Raw genomic sequence first — 20,823 nt, forward strand, 5'->3', positions numbered from 1 at the left:
GGTTTATTCTTATATGTTTATACTATATTGGTATATCTCAGTTAATTTCTAAAATTAGAGATTCGTGCCTTATTATTAGTCTTATTTCCTTAAGTTCGCAAAAAATATAGAAGAATTTTACTGCATGTTAGCTTAAAAATGATATATTTTTATTATTAGAGCTTGAATTGACGGAATCGCTTTAACAGAACAGAAAGTTAATCTAGTCTTGAAAAGACCGACTGTGATTTTGTTTAATTATGCTTAATCTAATAATCACTGTATCTTTATGTGTATCTTTATGTATTTTTAATCTCTGAGTTTTTAATATATTTGTATATGCTCTTATACTTTTATAAAGTTACGCTAAAAGTGTATAAAACTAGTCCTGTAAATCGGCTGTTTGATTAAGTTTTTCAAATGCATTATACGTAAAAAGAACACTAAAGATCTATATAAGTTTATTATCTGTCTTTGGATATAAGCGCATGTATATTAGATCTCTTTACAGTCTTTCAAAATTATATAGCAGATAGATACAGTGATAAATATTTCATTATGAAGCATGATTTTGTCATGTCAGTGCCTTTTATTAATGCAGTATAGGTGCACACTTTTGATTATTATATCATAACAACATGCCTAATATTTACCTATGACCCATTAGTACCACGTTGATTATAGAGATCAAGTGTTTGTTATTAATTAAGTTTGACGATTAACAGGAACTATTGATCTGAATAATAATTCAGGGCTATTAAGATAATTAATACAATATTATTGTACCATGATAAATATAGACACTATCCTTGACGATACCTTAGTTTACAAGGTATGAGAAATCTTATTTATAATATATATATCTATAAAGATTATATCAATAGTTAGGCAGGTGTCGATGATTATTTAATATTTAATTGTTAATGAGGCAGGATAACGTATTTTTTAATGGCGTTGCGCACGCTATCTTAGATAGAAAACGTTAGATATAAGTTTCTCTAGAATCAAATAAAGCAGTTATAAGAATTATAGTACCAGCGTAATATTGCAAACAAAAAAAAATAAAAACACAAGATAAACGAATAATGACATGAAACAGATCTAGATGGGACTGGTTTTGAATTTGTTACTAATAATCTATCTCTGTGGTAGTTTTATATGAGACCCTCAATAGATCAAATTTATTTTTTTTAAAAATTTGTAAGATAATTATTTATCTAGGTATTTTATTTAAACAATGCAGGGAAAAAAAGGGGTAAAATCTAGTAATCAGAAATTATATTAGAATCAAAATAAATAATATAATTTCTAATATCTAATTAGCAGGTGAATCTTAAAAATATTTAGTAATTTAAGCACAGAACCTATAGAAAAGCATTTAATCCAGTGTGAAAATTTTATTAAGTGTTAATTATCTACTGTGTTACTACCTATATCTAAGAGAGATTATGGAGGTTCTGTATTTTTATATGAAAAGACATATAAACTTACTTAGCAACATTGTTGTTAATTTTAATACCATAAGATATTTGTTTGTGATTTTATAGTTGTCTGTGTTTCTAGCTGATTTGATAGTATTGCTATAATTGTTCTTCTTTTTTTTGGTTTTGCATTACTTATGCGATGGATGTATCTAATTTATTAGTTAACTCAAATGGTTTTTTTGTGAGACATGGTCTCTCATTAAGACAGTGATATTAAAAAGATCTTGTTTGGTGAAATTTTTATTTAGCAATCTTATATTTTAACACCCTATCTATTTTATTTATGTAAAATAGATTGAAACATTGTCAAACCCTTTTTCACGTAAAAAAAGCATCTGTAATCGACTCATTAATCCATTACTGCAATATAGAAGATAAGATTTTTTTTGATCTAAGGAGCTAAATTGGCTATCTAGATAATAGAATGGTAAAGTTTTTACTAAAAAATTAGCAAGCTTTAAAGGTTGGTCTTCTTGTTCATCTTTTGAGCGAATATCTAGAACAATATATTTCTGATCGTATTTAAAAACTTGCTCTATTTTATTAAGATTCTGGTCCTTCTGCATGATAGTTTTACAGGCGTATATCATATGATTCTCCTATTGAGAAGTATAATTTTCTTAAGATTTATGAAAGAGAAATCTTCATATTCTTTTGATAACGATATTATAATAGTTTTTTGGTTTGATGGCTATATATATCCATATACTCATTCTTTTAATATTAAAGTTTAAAGTTATCATTATAATTTCATGTTAATTCTTCTTCTATAAAGTTTAATTATAACTAATTAGGATGCAAGTAGTTCTTCTGCAGTGGCAGTTTTTAAAATTTTTACATAAAATAACTTACTATATTGTGATTGTCATCATGTATCATGAGAACTCATAAAAGTAATTGATAATATCGACTTTATGTAATTCTTTTAATTTAAAAAATTAATTGAAATAAGTTATTATTGTGTTGATATATAAGAGGTCACATAAACAAGCATCTATGCATGCGTTTTTATGTATTAATCAGGTCTCTATTAGAGATAGTTACTGATAAGGTATTGCAATTTCAATATTACTGCATACGTGACATATACAGGGGAGAATTTCACCGGATCGGACAAAAGTAAGAGGCTGCGTTCTATATTTTACTAAGCCCCGTAATAAGCGTATACGACATAAGCCACAATATCCTGCACGGCACTGGTATGCAGAATAGATATGATGTAACTCTAGAGTTGTTAGAAGGTTATGGTGTAGATCACACCATATTAACTTTATACCAGAAGGATTGAGTGTAATAATAGTTTCTTGCATGAGATTATAGCCGGTAATCAATAAAATCATCTGCATTAACTTCAGAATCAATCTGGCCTACTAGATATGAGCTTACTTCTACTTCTTGAGGAGCTGCTTGTACATTATCTGAGATTAGCCAAGAGTTAATCCATGGAATTGGATTGTAATGGGCTTTAAAAGGTAGATCTAGACCAACAGCATTCATGCGAATATTGGTGATGTATTCAATATATTGGCACAAAATGGTTTTGTTGAGACCGATCATTGATCCGTTTCTAAATAGATATTCAGCCCATTCTTTTTCTTGTTTTGCTGCTAAAAAAAATAAATCATAACATTGTTGTTGACATTCTTTAGCTATTTCTGCTGTTTCTGCATCGTCATCGCCATTTCGAAGCAAGTTTAAAATATACTGAGTTCCAGTAACATGAAGTGCTTCATCACGAGCGATCATCTTGATAATTTTAGCATTACCTTCCATTAGTTCACGTTCAGCAAAAGCAAATGAGCAAGCAAAGCTCACATAGAAGCGGATAGCTTCTAGGGCATTGACGCTCATTAAACAAAGATATAATTGTTTTTTTAATAGGTGTATATTGACGTTTATGGTTCTGGAATGATTAATCTGGTGCACGCCTTCACCTAAGAGATTCCAAGCATTTGTCATGAGAATGAGATCATCATAGTATTTAGAAATATCTTTAGCACGCGATAAAATTTGTTTGTGTGTGACAATATCGTCAAATATTAGTGCGGGTTCATTAACAATATTTCTAATAATGTGAGTATATGAACGCGAGTGAATTGTTTCAAAAAACGCCCATGTTTCTACCCATGTTTCTAGCTCTGGAATTGAGATTATTGGTAATAGTGCAATATTTGGGCTCCTTCCTTGAATAGAGTCTAATAGTGTCTGATATTTTAAGTTGCTAATAAAGATATGTTTTTCATGTTCAGGCAGGGACTGATAATCGATTCGGTCACGTGAGACATCGATTTCTTCTGGTCTCCAGAAGAATGATAGCTGTTTTTCTATGAGTTTTTCAAATATTCGATATTTTTGCTGATCAAATCGTGAAATATTCACTGGTTGACCGAAAAACATTGGCTCTAATAGCTGATTATTTTTATGTTGAGAAAAGATTGTATAAGTCATTTTATATTCCAAAACATTGAGCTAGTAGTCGTAATTTTTTTCTAAATTTACCTTTGTAATAACAGTTACATTTTACAAGCACCACTTTCGCAGTCTTCATCTGGCGTAGCAGGTAAAAAGTCATCCTTTAAGTCTTCTGTTCCATCGCGGGTATTTTGGTAATATAGTGTTTTAATACCAAATTTATACGCCGTTAGTAAATCTTTTAAAAGTTGTTTCATAGGTACTTTGCCATTTATAAATCGCATCGGATCATAATGTGTATTCGATGAAATTGCTTGATCAATGAATTTTTGCATTACACCAACGAGCTGCAGATATCCATCATTATTTGGTATATCCCAGAGCAACTCGTAATAATCTTTAAGGCGTTCATACTCTGGTATAACTTGGCGAAGGATTCCATCTTTTGAGACTTTTATGCTGACATGACCTCGAGGTGGCTCAATTCCATTGGATGCATTAGAAATTTGTGAAGACGTTTCTGTTGGCATAACCGCTGAAAGTGTTGAGTTACGAAGACCGTAAGTTTTTACTGATTGACGTAAACCTTCCCAATCAAGTAATAGGGGGGTATTACAGATAGTATCTAGATCTTTTTTATAAGTATCAATTGGCATAATACCTTGAGCGTAAGTTGTTTCTGCAAACCATGGGCAAGCGCCTTGTTCAATAGCAAGTTCGTTAGATGCTTTTAATAACCAGTATTGAATTGCTTCAAATGCTTGGTGTGTTAATACATTGGCACTACTATCAGAATAACGAACTCTGTGTTTTGCTAAGTAGTACGCATAATTAATCACACCAATACCAAGAGTACGTCGTCCCATGGCGCCACGTTTAGCTGCAGGAATAGGGTAATTCTGGTAGTCTAGTAACGCATCAAGTGCTCGTACCGCTAGTGTTGCTAGTTCTTGCAGATCATCGAGATTGTCAATTACACCAAGGTTAAACGCAGATAGAGTGCATAACGCAATCTCTCCATTTTCATCGTTTATATTTTGAAGTGGTTTGGTTGGAAGAGTAATTTCAAGACATAGATTTGATTGACGTACTGGTGCAATCGTGGGATTAAAAGGACTATGAGTGTTACAGTGATCAACATTTTGAATATAGATTCGACCAGTGGAGGCGCGTTCTTGCATCATTAACGAAAAAAGCTGGACTGCTTTAATGCGTTGTTTTCGGATGTTTGCATCTCTCTCATATTGGGTATAGAGTCTCTCAAACTCATCTTGGTTAGCAAAAAACGCATCATAGAGTCCTGGTACATCTGATGTACTAAATAAAGTAATATCTTCACCTTGAAGTAATCGTTGATACATTAATTTATTTAGTTGTATGCCATAATCGATATGACGCACCCGGTTATCTTCTACGCCGCGGTTATTTTTTAGAACTAAAAGACTTTCTACTTCTTGATGCCACATAGGGTAAAATAGAGTAGCAGCGCCGCCACGCACGCCTCCCTGTGAGCAGGATTTTACCGCGCTCTGAAAATGTTTATAAAATGGGATACATCCAGTATGAAAAGCTTCTCCTCCACGTATAGGGCTACCTAAAGCACGAATACGACCAGCATTAATACCAATTCCAGCGCGTTGGGATACATACTTAACGATAGCACTAGCAGTGGCATTTATCGAATCTAGACTATCGTCGCACTCAATAAGGACACAAGAGCTAAATTGTCGTGTTGGGGTACGAACTCCAGACATAATTGGTGTGGGTAATGAAATCTTAAAAGTTGAGATAGCATCATAAAAACGTTTAATATAATCTAGACGAGTGCTATTGGGATAACTAGAAAATAAGCAAGCGGATACTAAGATATATAAGAACTGAGCGCTTTCATAGATATCACCGTTAATACGGTTTTGAACGAGATATTTTCCTTCTAGTTGCTTTACCGCGGCATAGGAAAAGTTCATATCACGCCAGTGATCAATAAAGTTATCCATTTTTTCAAATTCATCTAAACTGTAGTCTGTTAAAAGATGGGCGTCATATTTTCCCATAGATACCATGCGTGTCACTTGATCAATGAGCTTAGGCGGTTCAAATTGACCATATGCTTTTTTTCGCAAATGAAAAATAGCTAGACGTGCGGCCATGTATTGGTAATCAGGTGCATCTGCTGAGATAAGATCAGCAGCTGATTTGATGATGGTTTCATGAATATCAAATGTGCGGATACCTGGGTAAAATTGGATACGAGAACACAATTCTACCTGAGATACAGAGACATTATGTAGATTTTCTGCTGCCCAGTTGAGTACGCGGTGTATTTTTTCTAGATCGATACGCTCAGTTCGGCCATCGCGTTTAGTTACAAAAAGACTCTGATTCATGTCGGGCTTTACCTATCTTTAACAAATAATTCCTATAGTCCTATACAGATAGATCTTTGTAGTTACCTTGTTGATCAATGTTACATATAGGATGGGAGTGGTGGTAGTTTTAACCACAACGGATAATCATATATAATAAAATATATAATTATATACTATAATAATTAGTAGGCTTATAGTCCTAGCTTGCTGAACGAGGCTGGATCTTTAAACGAAACGAAACGTGTGCAAATTTTAGCTCTTACCTCCTGAAAGTTGTTATGCTTGGGAGTTATTATAGGATAGCGTATGTTTTACTATCGCGATGCATGTTAGCTATTACTGTAGAGCTACAGGTAAGTAGTATTGATACATATGGTAGTGCTAATACGGGTGATTCATTAAACCATTAGGCGGATATTCGTATGTAGTTTAAATATTACCTAATTACTGTATTGTCGCCATTTTCAGAATTTGACGATTAATCTGCAGATCTTGACAATTGCTTTACTATAACCTAAGCAGTCAAGTTCAGATTAAGACAAGATACCTTTACAGTACATGCGTGCTGTAAGATGTAGCATTACTGTATATTATTAGTTTTTTAATTTGTAGAAGTAAGTGGTGCTGACTATTCACCTAGTTTTAGAAAAAAGTTATTCGCATAACGTAATAGTCTAATTAATATGTAATCATTTTATACATATAATAATATGTACCATATAAAAATCGCTTGCTTAGTTAAATATGGTTATTATTAATATATATTATAAAGCTTTATTTAAAATTATTTTTATATTTTTACTATTATTTTCCTTATTATGGCAACACCCATTGATATTGTCTTGATAAGACTTAGAGTTAGTGAATGCGCATAATGTTATTATCTGTTTTGACTTAAGTCATTAGATCATATTTTATGTTACATCAATGTATAAATTAACTAAATGTATTATCTTATATCTTGAGTATATATGCATAGCATATTTTTAAAGAGGAGAAGTGTCTTGTAAAATCATACATTATCATGATTTTTGTTTTTTTGTGTGCTCTCTTATATGTCATGATCCTGTAAGTAATTGATGGATGGTGATAAAGCATAGCTGATTTCTATGTCATGTTTTGGCGCTAATAGTTTGCACCTATATGTATTTAATAAATAAATATTTGTTATTAAAGTATATACTATGCCAGTACATCAGTATGAAAGTAGGAAAAATATTTATTTTTACTAACTTATTTTATCTATACTCTTCACTAAGATAGATTGAAAGTGGTCATTCATACGTTATGAGCTGATTGTTTCTTGTATCTATAGGACTAAATCATTTTGCAGTTTGAGTAAAAAAAATTTTATCGGTTGTATGACTTTTTTCTCACGCATGATCAGCGTGAAGTCGTTTATTTTGAAAGGGCTCTATAGTTGACGGAATCAATAGTAAAAGGTGATATCATACTTTTTTAATTATTCGAGACTAGAAAAACGACACTGTTTTTATTTTTATATATTTTATTTTTATTGCAAAACTATATCTTGTTTGCATTATAATATTTAAAGTAGATCTAATTAAAGTAGATAAAAACTATCAGTACATACTGATCGGATCCCATATCTATTCAATTATTTATCACATTCAACTTTTTATAGCTTTTTATAGCTTTTTATTGTGCAACAATACAGTATTGATCGCATGATCTCGGTATAAGACAAAATTCTTTTTTATCAGAATTAAGTTATTATTAGTGTGTCTTAATTGATCACAATAAAGAATAACAATAGACATCGCTTTATTGTTGATGTTATTTCATAATTCGATGTTAAACGATATTGATTTGGTCCTCAGAAGTTCTATCAGGAAGCTCTGAGGATTATTTATTTGATATGAATCACATAATCCATTCTGTATGAAAGATTCCGCGTTTATCTATTCTTTTATAAGTATGAGCACCAAAGTAGTCGCGTTGCGCTTGAATCAAATTAGCAGGTAGTTTTTTTGTACGATAACTATCATAATAAGCAATAGCAGCAGAAAATGCAGGCGCTGGTATACCGTTTAAAACTGCATAAGCTACTATATCACGTAGTGATTTTTGGTATTTATTTGCAATGTCTTCAAAGTAAGGAGCTAAAATTAGATTGGAAATGTTTGCGTTTTCTTCATAAGCGTCAGTAATTTTTTGAAGTAGTTGCGCGCGAATAATGCAGCCTGCGCGGAATATTTTTGCGATTTCACCATATTTGAGCTGCCAGTTATATTTTATAGATGCAGCTTTTAGTTGGGAAAATCCTTGAGCATAGGAAATTATTTTTCCAAGATAAAGTGCTTTACGCACTGTTTCAATATATTCTTCTTTGTTCATGTTTATTGTTTGTAGCTTAGGTCCGGATAGCACTTTGGATGCTTCTATTCGTTGATCTTTTAATAAGGATAGATAACGGGCAAATACTGATGCAGTAATTAATGATACTGGCTCATTAAGGTCTAATGCACTTTGACTAGTCCACTGCCCTGTACCTTTATGATTCGCTTCGTCTAAGATAGAATCTAGGATATAATTACCATCTTCATCTTTTTTCCTCAGGATATCTTTAGTGATATCAATTAAGTAACTGCTTAACTCACCTTTATTCCAAGCGCTAAATATTTGAGATAAAGTTTCATTATTTAAATTTAGCGGACCCTTTAGAAGAGAATATGCTTCTGAAATAAGCTGCATATCACCATATTCAATACCATTGTGCACCATTTTTACATAATGACCAGAACCATCTGGCCCTATGTAAGAAATACAGGCTTTGCCTTCAGATATAGCTGAAATCTTAGTTAATATTGGCTCTATAATCGCGTACGCTTCTTTATGGCCTCCTGGCATGAAGGATGGCCCAATTAAGGCTCCTCTTTCACCACCAGACACTCCAGTCCCAATCAAATATAAGTTTTTCTTAGAGAGTTCATTCTGGCGTCTTATGGTATCTTTATAAAATGTGTTACCACCATCGATGAGAATATCACCTGCATTCAGATAGGGAATCAATGATGAAATAGTCGCGTCAGTGGCTTTGCCGGCTTTTATCATTAACATTATGCATCGCGGCTTTTCTAGGGAGCGAGCAAAATCCTGTATTGTATAGTACGGTACTAGCATATTGGTTTGATTTTTTTCAAGAAACGCATTGGTTATTGCATCAGATCGATTGAATACAGAAACCAAATAACCTTGATTTCCAAGATTAAGAGCTAAATTACGCCCCATGACTGCCATACCTATCACACCAATCTGTTGTTTTGACATGGCATCCTCCTATCATAAATTATTTTTGAGAAGTTTTTGTTTACATTTTTTTATATTCAATAACAACAGGTAATTGTGTAATTTGTAGTGAATAAATGTATGATTATAAGAAAGTATATGCAGGAAACAATGAACAATAATACATATTAAGATCTTTCGTAAATATATATTTTTCATGAATATGTATTTTATCATGAATAAACAATAAATATGTATCTATTAGTAAGGGAATTTTTTTTTGTTTAGAGAAGACTAAATTATCGTAAGGTTGGTGTCTATCTATCTATTTACCTATCTCTAATATTATATAGACATATATTGACAGTTTTTGAATTTTAGATAGCAGCAGCTAGGTAATAGATTCAAGTAGATATTATGGTAATTTAAATATTTTTTTAAAAAAGAAAAATCATCTCTAATTTAGAACTAAAGTTATAAATTAGATACTTCTATACCGTGTATACTTAACGTAATGGTAAAAAATAATCATAATCTATTTCTAGGTTGACGTCTATATTTTTATTGTCAGTGACATTTTAAATGGCTATCAGATTAAAGATATTCAGTGTCTATAAGTGTGAGTAAATCTGATAAGTAGTTTAATTTTTTAGTTAATTTCTTTAAACAACATTAGTATCTTTATAATACTGTAGTAAGAATTATTATTTATGATGTTATATGAGGATAGTATAATGAGGCTAACTAAATGCATTATAATAATATTATAAAAAATAATAAAGATATGCATCTATAACGGTTTCAGAGGTTTTATATCACACAGTATAAATAATGAGCTGAAATTTATGTGTTCCTAAAAATTAATCCAAAGATGTACTATATCTTTGTGTAAATAGGAATACCTTCAATATACTCTACTATAGATAGACCTAGTGACGCTAAACTGAGGTTTATTTTACAAAGTGGATTCATTAAAAGATATTTTTTAATATTGTCAATTGCTTTTATCTATAATAGATATTACAGCTTATATTTTTTATTTTTTTATGAATATAGAAAATAGTCATTATTAAAAGGAGGTAAAATATATTACGTTATATATGTTATGTTTTTGGGTAAATATCAATAAAATATCAATACTAGAAACAACTAATATAGTGTTCATCATAATTACAGAGTGTTATTTAAACGCAATTAATAATTTTTAATAATTTATTATGAAATTATAATTCTTATGTTTAGTTTTTTAAGTTTTAAGATAAAATGTAGGTCTTTGAGTGAACTAAAATTAGGATATTCATTATTCACTAAAAATAAAAATTGATTCCGTCATTAGAGTTTTTTTACAGAATATATTTTTACGCAGTTTTTTGTGTTATCTCTTGATAGAGATTTTTATTTATAGTGGGAGCGTCTTTGAATCGTGATGTAATTTTAACTATTGATACTGCTTATTAATAATATATATGCGTTCTATAACAATGATGAAAAATAGTGATTTGGTCATGATTATCTATAGTGTTATTACAAGAATTAAAATAATAATTATTAGTTATGAATCATCTGCTTCTGTGTATTAGATGCTGTGCAGCTAGTTCTATCTATAAGATGTCTTTTAGTGCTGATATCACTTACATTAAATTAAAATAGAATAATTATTTTTAGCATATATATAAAAATATGCCCATTAATTAATTAGACTAAATATTTTATTATGTAATGTTAAGAAGGCTCACAAGGAGGTTTTTTTAGGGCTTATGCGATATTCTTAACAATCTATATTCATGCAAAGACGTAGTTTCAACGCTTGATGTACCGGCATTGGTAAAAGTTTTTGCACATCGGCACCATGTTGAGCTACCTCTTTAATTAAGGATGAGGAAAGATAAGCATGTTCTGTGGTTGTCATAAAAAAAACACTTTCTATATCAGGAGCTAATAAATGATTTATGGCAGCTATTTTTCTTTCATATTCTAAATCAGATATTGTTCGCAAACCGCGAATAATTATCTGAATTTTTTGTTCTTTAGCAAAGTTTACTAATAAATTACTATATTTTATTACTGATATATTTGGAAGATGTTTGACTGTTTCTTGTGCTAGGCTTTCTCTTTCTTGAAGAGAGAACATTGTCTTTTTTTTCGGATTATCTGCGATTGCAAGAATGATCTTTTCAAATATTCTTGCCGCTCGTGTAACTATATCAAGATGACCATTGGTTATTGGATCAAAAGTACCAGGGTAGATAGCTTTCTGTCTCATTAGTTTTTATCCCTAGAGGTGCAATTAAGAGCCCATAGAGCAGCATATTTATTAAAAGTATATTGAAAAACAACTATCGCTAGCAACCAGCCCCGAGTCCCATCTAAAAAACTTCGACGGACTATTAATGTTCTGATAAATGACCATAAGCTGTGGTAAATAATTTTTATTATACCATAATGTTTATCTTGTTGATAGCATTGTTTAGCCCAAGCCTTGGCATAGGCACACTGTTTAAACTGAAAGTCGCAAAAATCCCTACTAGTTATATGTAATAAATCGCCATATATTGGTTGAATAGGTATTTCAGGTACATTTAAAGATTCATGAACTAAGTTGTCATTATAGACACAAAAGGATGGATATAAACGGATTACACGATCTGGGTACCACCCACCATGTCGCATAGCTCTTCCGAGAAATAGATTACACCGTGCTATACTGTATACGATTTTTTCTGGCGGTTTTTTTAGTATTAAATTAATTGATTTCTGTAACTCTGGCGTTACTCGCTCATCGCTATCAATCATTAAAATCATTCCATAAGTAGCATAATTTTGTGCAATCTGTCTCTGCTTACCATAGCCATACCATACGTTAGAGTGATAAACCGTAACTCCGTAACGAACGGCAATATCTAGAGTTTGATCACTACTTTTAAAATCTAAAAGAATAATTTCATCTGCCCAATTTACTGATTCTAGGCATTTAACTAGTACTTCTTCTGAATTATGAGTGATAATTACTACCGAGATTTTTTGTATTTGTTGCATTCAATCATCTTCTTGCGAAAGGTAAGGGTTAATTAATTTTAGTAAATGTTTTAATGCACCTTTGTTTTTACGTAGGACATTGTGTGCATATAATCCAGAATTGAGGCGATAGTTTGTATTAGTGAGCAATGCGGCAATTTCATTGCTTAATGATTCAGCATCACTAACAGTAATTAAAGCATTGCTTCGTTGCAAGAGCTTGCAAATCTCTTTGAAATTAAAGGTGTGTGGACCCATTAATATTGGAATGGTATGCGCTGCAGGTTCCAATGGGTTATGACCGCCATGTTTAACTAAACTACCGCCAACAAATGCTAGATCTGAAATAGCATATAATAACATTAGTTCACCCATGGTATCTCCAATTACCACTTGTGTGCTATCGGAAGGTGTTTGACCATTGCTACGTGAAATAAACCGTAAATGGTGTTGTTGAGTTAAACAATGAATGCTGGAAAAACGTTCTGGATGTCTGGGTGCTAAAATTAATAAAAGGTCTGGAAAGCGTTTAAGCAGTTTAGAGTGTGCCTTTAAGATTATTTGCTCTTCGCCATGATGGGTGCTTGCGGCAATCCATACAGATCTCTTGTTAAGTAGCCAATTACTCCGCAGCTGTATAGCTTTTTTAGTTAGTTCTGGTGTGATAGTAACATCAAACTTTAAACTGCCTGTAACTACTATGTGAGATTGTTTTACACCTAGATTAATAAAACGTTCGCTATCTTCTTTGCTCTGGGCGGCAACTAGAGTAATGCGCTGAAATAGGGATTTTGTAAAGGTGCCAAATATTTTATACATTTTAGCCGAGTGCTCTGATAAACGGGCATTAGCTATGATGAGGGGAATGTGACGAGTATATAATAATGTGATCATATTCGGCCAAAGCTCGGTCTCCATTACTATCACTAATTTTGGGCGAATAACATCCAAAAAACGGTTCATGACTCCAGGAAGATCATACGGTAAGTATACATGAGAAATCATTTTTCCAAGAGAAGATACAGCAAGATCTGAGCCGGTTGGCGTCATGGTGGTGATGACAATAGGTAGCTTTGGATAACGACGATTGAGTTCTCGTATAAGTGGAATTGCAGTGAATGTTTCACCAACGGATACCGCATGAAGCAAGATACCTTGCGCTTTCACTTTTCCTGCGCAGAATCCGTATCTCTCTCCCCACCGTTGGCGATAAGCAGCGGAGTTTCGTCCACGGAGCCAGAGACGTACCCAGATAATAGGTTGAAGAAAATATAGAAAAGCTGTATAAATAGTAAGCATGATGTCACTTGTCTTCTTAGGGCAGAAAGGATGATAAGTTGATTGGGGGTATATTTATTAAATTTTAGAAGTTATTAGATTTTAGAAGTAAAATAGAAGTAAAAAATAAATAAGTGGCAGTCAGTATAGAAAGCTATTCCTACTATTCTTACTCTATACTTCTAATAGGTCTGTAATTCTGATTTAAAAAATCAATTAAATATATTATTTTATTTTAGTTGAGAGCTGGGCACAAGGATATCATATAACCTTTTTGCCTATCTTAGAATGTCACGAAGAAATTATATGTATAATTTTATATTTTATTCTCTATATTGTCTATTGTCAATTAATATAAAAATATTTAAGTGAGTATTAATAAAAAAATTAAATATCTATTTAGATAGATTTTAGATAGATTTTTATTCATTAAATATTAATTGAATCTAATAGTTAACTTTATAATTTATAATTATAATAAGATTAAGATTAAGATTAAGATTAAGATTAAGATTATTAACATGATTTTTTTGTATATCAAATATTATAATAATAGATGAATACATATAGTAATGTATTATTATTTTTACATGATTTATATACTTTATAGCTTACATCTTTGTAATATATCTATATTTAGGCCAGACGTTTAGAAAAAAAAAATAAAATAACAGATATTTTCTAAAAAGAAATAAAATAAATAAAAATTATTAGTTTATCTATAGAAAATAGAAATTAAATTTATTAGAATTTCTAGAGTAATTTTTATTTTTTATTTTACAATTTTATTTTTTATTTTATAAATTTTATAAACTGTTATGTGTAATTTTTACAATGATGAGAATGATCTCACTTGTCTATGTCTATGTCTATGTCTATGTCTATGTCTATGTCTATGTCTATGTCTATTTATATGTCTATTTGTCTAATGTTTTGTTTTGTATAAAATTACTCGATTAATGTTCGATTAATAGGTAATAAAATTTGAATTAAAAACTTATTTAAAAGTTGTATAAATTTAAATATAAAATTCTTTAATCTTCAATATTTGCATGCATTATCTTAAAATAAGTTAATCAAACTAATTTAGTAAAATATATTAAGATATCAGGAATATATTAAGATATCAGGAATATATTAAGATATCAGGAATATATTAAGATATCAGGAATATATTAAGATATCAGGTTGAAGTATAATGTTTACACCTCATCTATCTCATCTTGTTTCATTAAGAATTTTGTTCTTTAAATTTTGTTCTTTAAAACTTTCAAAGTGCTTCAAAAAAATATATTAGTATTAGTCGTTTTTATTTATTCATATTATTTATATGATATTTACATGAGAGTTTTATTTATATTTATTTTTATTAGGAAAGTTTTATTTAATAAATCAGTCTAAAAACTAAAAATATGAGTCAGTCTAAAAAAAAGAACGAGTATTATTTTGGAAAATTTACTAATTACTAATTACATTTAAATTTAAATAATATTTAAATAATATAAAATAAATAATTAAATTTATTTAAATTATAAAATAAAAAATTATTATAAAAAGATAAATTAAGGTATTAGTTATTCAATTATTATTGGTAACACCGATTAATTCTGATTAATTAAGGAAGATTATGTTTAGAATATTTATTTTGATCGGCACGAGAGGATTTGAACCTCCGACCCCCGCCACCCCATGACGGCGCGCTACCAGTCTGCGCTACGTGCCGAATATTTATTACATTTATATGTAATGTCAATCAGATATTATTTATGTCTAGATATTATTTCCAGATATTATCTTATAATAAATAATTATGTCTGCAATTATTAGTATTAGATAATTTTATAAATTTTATTTATTAATTCATTAAATTCATTAAATTACAATTCAATTATTTATTAATTCAATTAATTTATTACATTACATATACATTAAATAAACTAAAAGCTATTTACGATACAATAATGTCCTGATAAGGTACTAAAGTAACCTATCATATGATGTATGAAATCAATATGCAAGATTTTTGATCATTGTGATCTATTTTATGATACAGAAATCATACATATGATAGAAAAATACAGTAATAAATTTATCATCATACAGTTTTGTTTTATTTTAATTTAATTTTTAACTTAATCTTTTAACCTTTATATTAAGCCTTATTATTAAAAATAATAAAAAATAATGGATTATTAAAATTAAATTTTATTAATATATGGTCATATATAAAAAATATATAGTCATATATAATAATTATATAATTATAATTAATTTTTTATATTATTATATTATTATATTATTTATATTAAATTTATATAAATTTTTTTATTTCACTTACAGATACCCTTATTATATTTTTTACTATATACTATATACTATATACTATATACTATATACTATATCTAAGTAAAGATTTTATCTTTATTAGCTGTTTTAGTGTTGTTTTTAGTTTTTATTAGAATTAGTTGTTTTTAGTTTTTATTAGAATTAATAGAGTGAAATTTTTTATTTAAATATATAGGTATTTTATTTTTATATTTTTGTTTTTATTTAATTTTTTAATTAAATTTTTTAGAATTTTTAGATATGTTAAATGATTTGTTATTTATTATTTGTTATGTATCAAAAATTATTTGTTATGTGTCAAAAATCTGAATTAGTTAAAATCGAATTGTTAATATTGAATTTTATTCATAGAATTTATAATGAATTTATAATAGAAAATTATTTAAGATTGAATTTTATTCATAGAATTTATAATGAATTTATAATAGAAAATTATTTAAGGATAATTCCAAATTATAGTTTTATATATGAAATTTTTATTTATTACAGATGGAGATGTTAGCAGAAAGATAGAGTTTTTTTAAAAATTGATAAACATGTAATTTAATAATATTAATTATACATAATTATGCTAGATCAATAGTACATAATTTTTGTATCAATAATGTTTTATGCGCTAGCCGATAATTAAGAAAAACATTACACAAGCAGTTGAAATTATAACATATGCCCGCATTTAAGTTTTAAAGAAAATATAATTATACATACGTCTAATGACGATCAGAATTTAGTGGGAGATATTTCTATGGGTAAGATTATTGGAATTGACCTGGGTACAACAAATTCATGCGTTGCTATTATGGATGGCGGAAAGGCGCGTGTATTGGAAAATTCAGAAGGTGATAGAACCACGCCTTCTATTATTGCTTATACTCAAGATGGTGAAACTTTAGTTGGACAGCCTGCTAAGCGTCAGGCGATTACTAATCCACAAAATACTTTATTTGCCATTAAGCGTCTCATTGGTCGCCGTTTTCATGATAAAGAGGTTCAGTGTGATATAAAAATAATGCCATTTAAAATTGTTAATGCTGATAATGGTGATGCTTGGCTGGATATTAAGGGCAAACGTATTGCGCCACCGCAGATTTCTGCTGAAGTCTTAAAAAAAATGAAGAAAACCGCGGAGGATTATTTAGGAGAAGAAGTGAGTGAAGCGGTTATAACAGTACCTGCGTATTTTAACGATGCGCAACGGCAAGCCACTAAAGATGCTGGACGTATAGCAGGTTTAGATGTTAAACGCATTATTAATGAGCCTACTGCCGCTGCGTTAGCTTATGGTTTAGACAAGGGTCAAGGTAATCGTACAATTGCGGTATATGATTTAGGTGGTGGTACTTTTGATATTTCGATTATTGAAATTGATGAGGTAGATGGTGAAAAAACCTTTGAAGTATTAGCAACTAACGGTGACACTCATTTAGGTGGTGAAGACTTCGATAGCCGTATGATTAATTACCTTGTATCTGAATTCAAGAAAGATCAAGGGGTTGATTTACATAATGATCCTTTAGCTATGCAACGCTTGAAAGAAGCCGCTGAAAAAGCTAAGATAGAGCTTTCTTCTGCCCAACAAACCGATGTTAATTTACCGTATATTACAGCAGATGCTAATGGTCCAAAACATTTAAACATTAAAGTCACACGTGCAAAGCTAGAATCTTTGGTTGAAGATTTGATTATCCGCTCAATTGAGCCATTGAAAATGGCTTTAAAAGATGCAAATTTATCTATATCTGATATTAATGATGTAATTCTTGTGGGTGGTCAAACCCGCATGCCCATGGTGCAAGTGAAAGTGGCTGATTTTTTTAGTAAGGAGCCGCGAAAAGATGTTAATCCAGATGAAGCAGTAGCTGTTGGTGCTGCAGTGCAGGGTGGTGTTCTGGCTGGAGAAGTAAAAGATGTTTTATTGTTAGATGTAACCCCGCTCTCTTTGGGTATTGAAACCATGGGTGGTGTTATGACTTCGCTAATTAGTAAAAATACTACCATTCCAACTAAGCATAGTCAGATATTTTCCACAGCAGAGGATAATCAATCTGCAGTGACTATTCATGTCGTGCAAGGTGAACGAAAACGTGCAGTTGACAATAAGTCTCTTGGACAGTTTAATCTTGATGGTATTCAAAATGCTCCGCGTGGAATGCCGCAAATTGAGGTTACTTTTGATATTGATGCTGATGGAATTTTACATGTATCTGCAAAAGATAAGCACACTGGAAAAGAACAAAAAATCACTATTAAAGCTTCTTCAGGTTTAAATGATAGAGAAATTGAAAAAATGGTGCATGATGCAGAAGCTAATGCCGAGTTAGATCGTAAGTTTGAAGAGTTAGTTCAAATAAGAAATCAAGGCGACCAGATAGTACATAGCACGCGTAAGCAATTAAATGAAATGGGTGATAAATTAGCAGCAAGTGATAGAGCGACTATAGAATCTGCGCTAAATGCATTAAATTCAGCACTGAAAGGTGAAGATAAATCGGAAATTGAAGCCAAGATGCGGATTTTGATGGAATCTTCTTCTAAACTTATAGAATGCGCTACACAACAAGCGGAGTCTACTAGGGGTTCCACAAGCGCTACTAAAAATACTAAAAAAGATAATGACGTTGTCGATGCTGAATTTGAAGAAGTGAGTGACAGCAAAAAATAATTATTTTAAATATAGTAAGGTGTCTCGTCGAAAGTACCGATGATAACTGCACGGGCGTGGATATAATCCACATCCGTGTGTGTTGGTTAATGTCAGGATAAAGAGCAATGGTGAAAAGAGACTATTACGAGATTTTAGGCATAACTCAGTCAGCAGATGAGCGTGAAATTAAAAAGGCCTATAAACGTCTAGCAATGAAATTTCATCCTGATCGAAATTCTGGGGATAAGGGGTCCGAGGCTCGATTTAAAGAGATTAAAGAAGCTTATGAGGTTCTAACGAATACACAGAAGCGTAAAGCTTATGACCAATATGGTCATGCTGCTTTTGAGCATAGTGGCTCAGGTGGAGGCGGACAAGGTGGTTTTAGTAGTGGTAGTGCTGATTTTAGTGATATCTTCGGTGATGTTTTTGGTGATATCTTTGGAGGAGGACGACGCCAGCAACGTGCTACACGTGGATCCGATTTTCAATATAATTTAGAGTTATCATTAGAAGAGGCAGTACGCGGTGTATCTAAAGAGATTCATATTCCAACCATGGAAGATTGCGTAAAATGTCATGGAAATGGAGCTAGAGCAGGAACTAAACCAAAAACTTGCTCAACTTGTCAGGGCGCAGGTCAGGTTCAAATGCGACAAGGTTTTTTTACTGTTCAGCAAGTTTGTTCGTATTGTCAAGGTAGAGGGGTAATAATTAAAGATCCATGCAAGGTTTGTGATGCAAAGGGTCGGGTTTCTAAATCGAAAACTTTATCAGTTAAAATACCAGCAGGAGTCAACACCGGTGATCGCATTCGCTTGAGTGGAGAAGGTGAGCCCGGTGACAAAGGATCTCGGTCAGGTGATTTATATGTTGAAATTCAGATGCGAAAACATCACATCTTTGAGCGTGAAGAAAATAATTTATATTGTGAGGTCCCAATTAATTTTATAATGGCGGCATTAGGTGGAGAAATTGAAGTACCTACTCTAGATGGGCGCGTAAGTTTAAAAGTTCCCCCTGAAACACAAACTGGAAAATTATTTCGCATGCGAGGAAAAGGTGTTAGATCAGTGCGCGGTGGTGTTGCAGGTGATTTGCTTTGTAGAATAGTAGTTGAAACTCCTGTGAATTTAAATGAAGATCAAAAAATGATATTACGTACATTAAATGATAGCTTTGTTAGATCTTCGGAGGGGCGGCATGGTCCGCGTTCTAAAACATTTTTTGATGGTGTAAAGCAGTTTTTTGATGATTTGACGCGCTACTAATATGCATCATGAAGTAACCAATACTTAATAATGTAGCATAAGTGTACTTATTAAAAATAAATAAATTTGACTTACTTTAATGATGTTTTTTATTTATGTTCATGTGAACTGATTGAATAAATAGTGATCTATTAGCGTTATGTTGTGATGCTTAATTATATTTCAATATAAATAAAAGTGGCCTCATGAAGTATAAAATTATACTTTTGAGTGTGCTTTATAAAATGTTTATGACAGCATAAAGAAAGTTGGTGTTTTTAAGTGTTTTTTTTATTAATTGTGTTTATTAATAATGTTTGAATATTTATTATAATCACTGGATAGTGAATTCTTATTTTTATATAAAATATAACTATTGTTTTATTTTCTAATAAAACGTCTTCTTTTTTTTGAGATATTTTATTAATCAGATTAATAATCAGATTATTAATCAGATTTAATTAGTAGAATAACTAAAATAATCGTGATTACTATGATAATCGCTTGGATATGATAGTGATCACGATGAAGAAATTTGTATGATTTGCATCATATAGTGATTTTAGGTACTTTTGGAATTAATTATCTTTTTAATTAAGAAAAAATAGTAAAAGTAAAATATTACTTATTTTACTAATGAAATTAGATGTTTTATTATGTTTTAATATAAGACGCAGTAGGTGCCATATCTAGTTTCTGATGAAATAATGTTCGTGGTCTAATAATCGCATGAAATTCAGAATGGACAGGATCATTAGAATAGCTAAAGTCATGCATTATTAATGCATATTAATAAT

Annotated in this window: 11 protein-coding genes and 1 tRNA gene; 2 read left to right on the top strand and 10 right to left on the bottom strand. The window is 30.8% G+C overall.

All coding sequences use genetic code 11. The features are described 5' to 3' along the window. Positions 1–1,744: 1,744 nt before the first annotated feature. The 9 genes from thiI to ERCISPPS3390_RS00750 all read right to left on the bottom strand — a co-directional run bounded on the left by thiI (position 1,745) and on the right by ERCISPPS3390_RS00750 (position 15,509). Positions 1,745–2,053 (bottom strand): thiazole biosynthesis protein, encoded by a 309-nt coding sequence (gene thiI, locus ERCISPPS3390_RS00710; protein WP_197094951.1) that lies wholly within the window; start codon positions 2,051–2,053, stop codon positions 1,745–1,747. 450 nt (positions 2,054–2,503) lie between these two features. Next, positions 2,504–2,773 (bottom strand): class I ribonucleotide reductase maintenance protein YfaE, encoded by a 270-nt coding sequence (gene yfaE / locus ERCISPPS3390_RS00715; protein WP_197094952.1) that lies wholly within the window; start codon positions 2,771–2,773, stop codon positions 2,504–2,506. Positions 2,774–2,777: 4 nt separating this feature from the next. Next, positions 2,778–3,911 (bottom strand): class Ia ribonucleoside-diphosphate reductase subunit beta, encoded by a 1,134-nt coding sequence (gene nrdB, locus ERCISPPS3390_RS00720; protein WP_197094953.1) that lies wholly within the window; start codon positions 3,909–3,911, stop codon positions 2,778–2,780. Between the two features lie 65 nt (positions 3,912–3,976). Then, positions 3,977–6,262 (bottom strand): class 1a ribonucleoside-diphosphate reductase subunit alpha, encoded by a 2,286-nt coding sequence (gene nrdA / locus ERCISPPS3390_RS00725; protein WP_197094954.1) that lies wholly within the window; start codon positions 6,260–6,262, stop codon positions 3,977–3,979. Between the two features lie 1,866 nt (positions 6,263–8,128). After that, positions 8,129–9,535, bottom strand: coding sequence for an NADP-dependent phosphogluconate dehydrogenase (gndA, locus tag ERCISPPS3390_RS00730; RefSeq protein ID WP_197094955.1), 1,407 nt, complete (start codon positions 9,533–9,535; stop codon positions 8,129–8,131). Between the two features lie 1,726 nt (positions 9,536–11,261). Next, positions 11,262–11,756, bottom strand: a complete 495-nt coding sequence (gene coaD / locus ERCISPPS3390_RS00735) for a pantetheine-phosphate adenylyltransferase (protein ID WP_197094956.1) — start codon at positions 11,754–11,756, stop codon at positions 11,262–11,264. After that, the gene (locus tag ERCISPPS3390_RS00740) at positions 11,756–12,529 is read right to left on the bottom strand and encodes a glycosyltransferase family 2 protein (protein ID WP_197094957.1); all 774 of its coding nucleotides are present in this window, start codon (positions 12,527–12,529) and stop codon (positions 11,756–11,758) included. The genes coaD and ERCISPPS3390_RS00740 overlap by 1 nt, the downstream gene beginning before the upstream one ends. Beyond that, positions 12,530–13,807: a lipid IV(A) 3-deoxy-D-manno-octulosonic acid transferase gene (gene waaA / locus ERCISPPS3390_RS00745; protein ID WP_197094958.1), complete on the bottom strand. Its 1,278-nt coding sequence runs from the start codon at positions 13,805–13,807 to the stop codon at positions 12,530–12,532. A 1,628-nt stretch (positions 13,808–15,435) separates the two neighbouring features. After that, positions 15,436–15,509 (bottom strand) — tRNA-Pro (locus ERCISPPS3390_RS00750). Positions 15,510–16,877: 1,368 nt separating this feature from the next. Here ERCISPPS3390_RS00750 and dnaK point away from each other — a divergent pair. Together dnaK and dnaJ are read left to right on the top strand one after the other, a co-directional pair. Next, on the top strand, positions 16,878–18,794 hold the full coding sequence (gene dnaK, locus ERCISPPS3390_RS00755; protein ID WP_197094959.1) for a molecular chaperone DnaK: 1,917 nt from the start codon (positions 16,878–16,880) through the stop codon (positions 18,792–18,794). A gap of 107 nt (positions 18,795–18,901) precedes the next feature. Next, positions 18,902–20,047, top strand: coding sequence for a molecular chaperone DnaJ (gene dnaJ / locus ERCISPPS3390_RS00760; RefSeq protein ID WP_197094960.1), 1,146 nt, complete (start codon positions 18,902–18,904; stop codon positions 20,045–20,047). Positions 20,048–20,680: 633 nt separating this feature from the next. Here the strand turns inward: dnaJ and ERCISPPS3390_RS03380 are convergent. Continuing rightward, positions 20,681–20,803, bottom strand: a complete 123-nt coding sequence (locus tag ERCISPPS3390_RS03380) for a hypothetical protein (RefSeq protein WP_269319455.1) — start codon at positions 20,801–20,803, stop codon at positions 20,681–20,683. Between the last annotated feature and the right edge of the window lie 20 nt (positions 20,804–20,823).

The sequence above is a fragment of the Candidatus Erwinia haradaeae genome (genome assembly GCF_900698885.1).
In the GTDB taxonomy this organism is placed as follows: domain Bacteria; phylum Pseudomonadota; class Gammaproteobacteria; order Enterobacterales; family Enterobacteriaceae; genus Erwinia_E; species Erwinia_E haradaeae_H.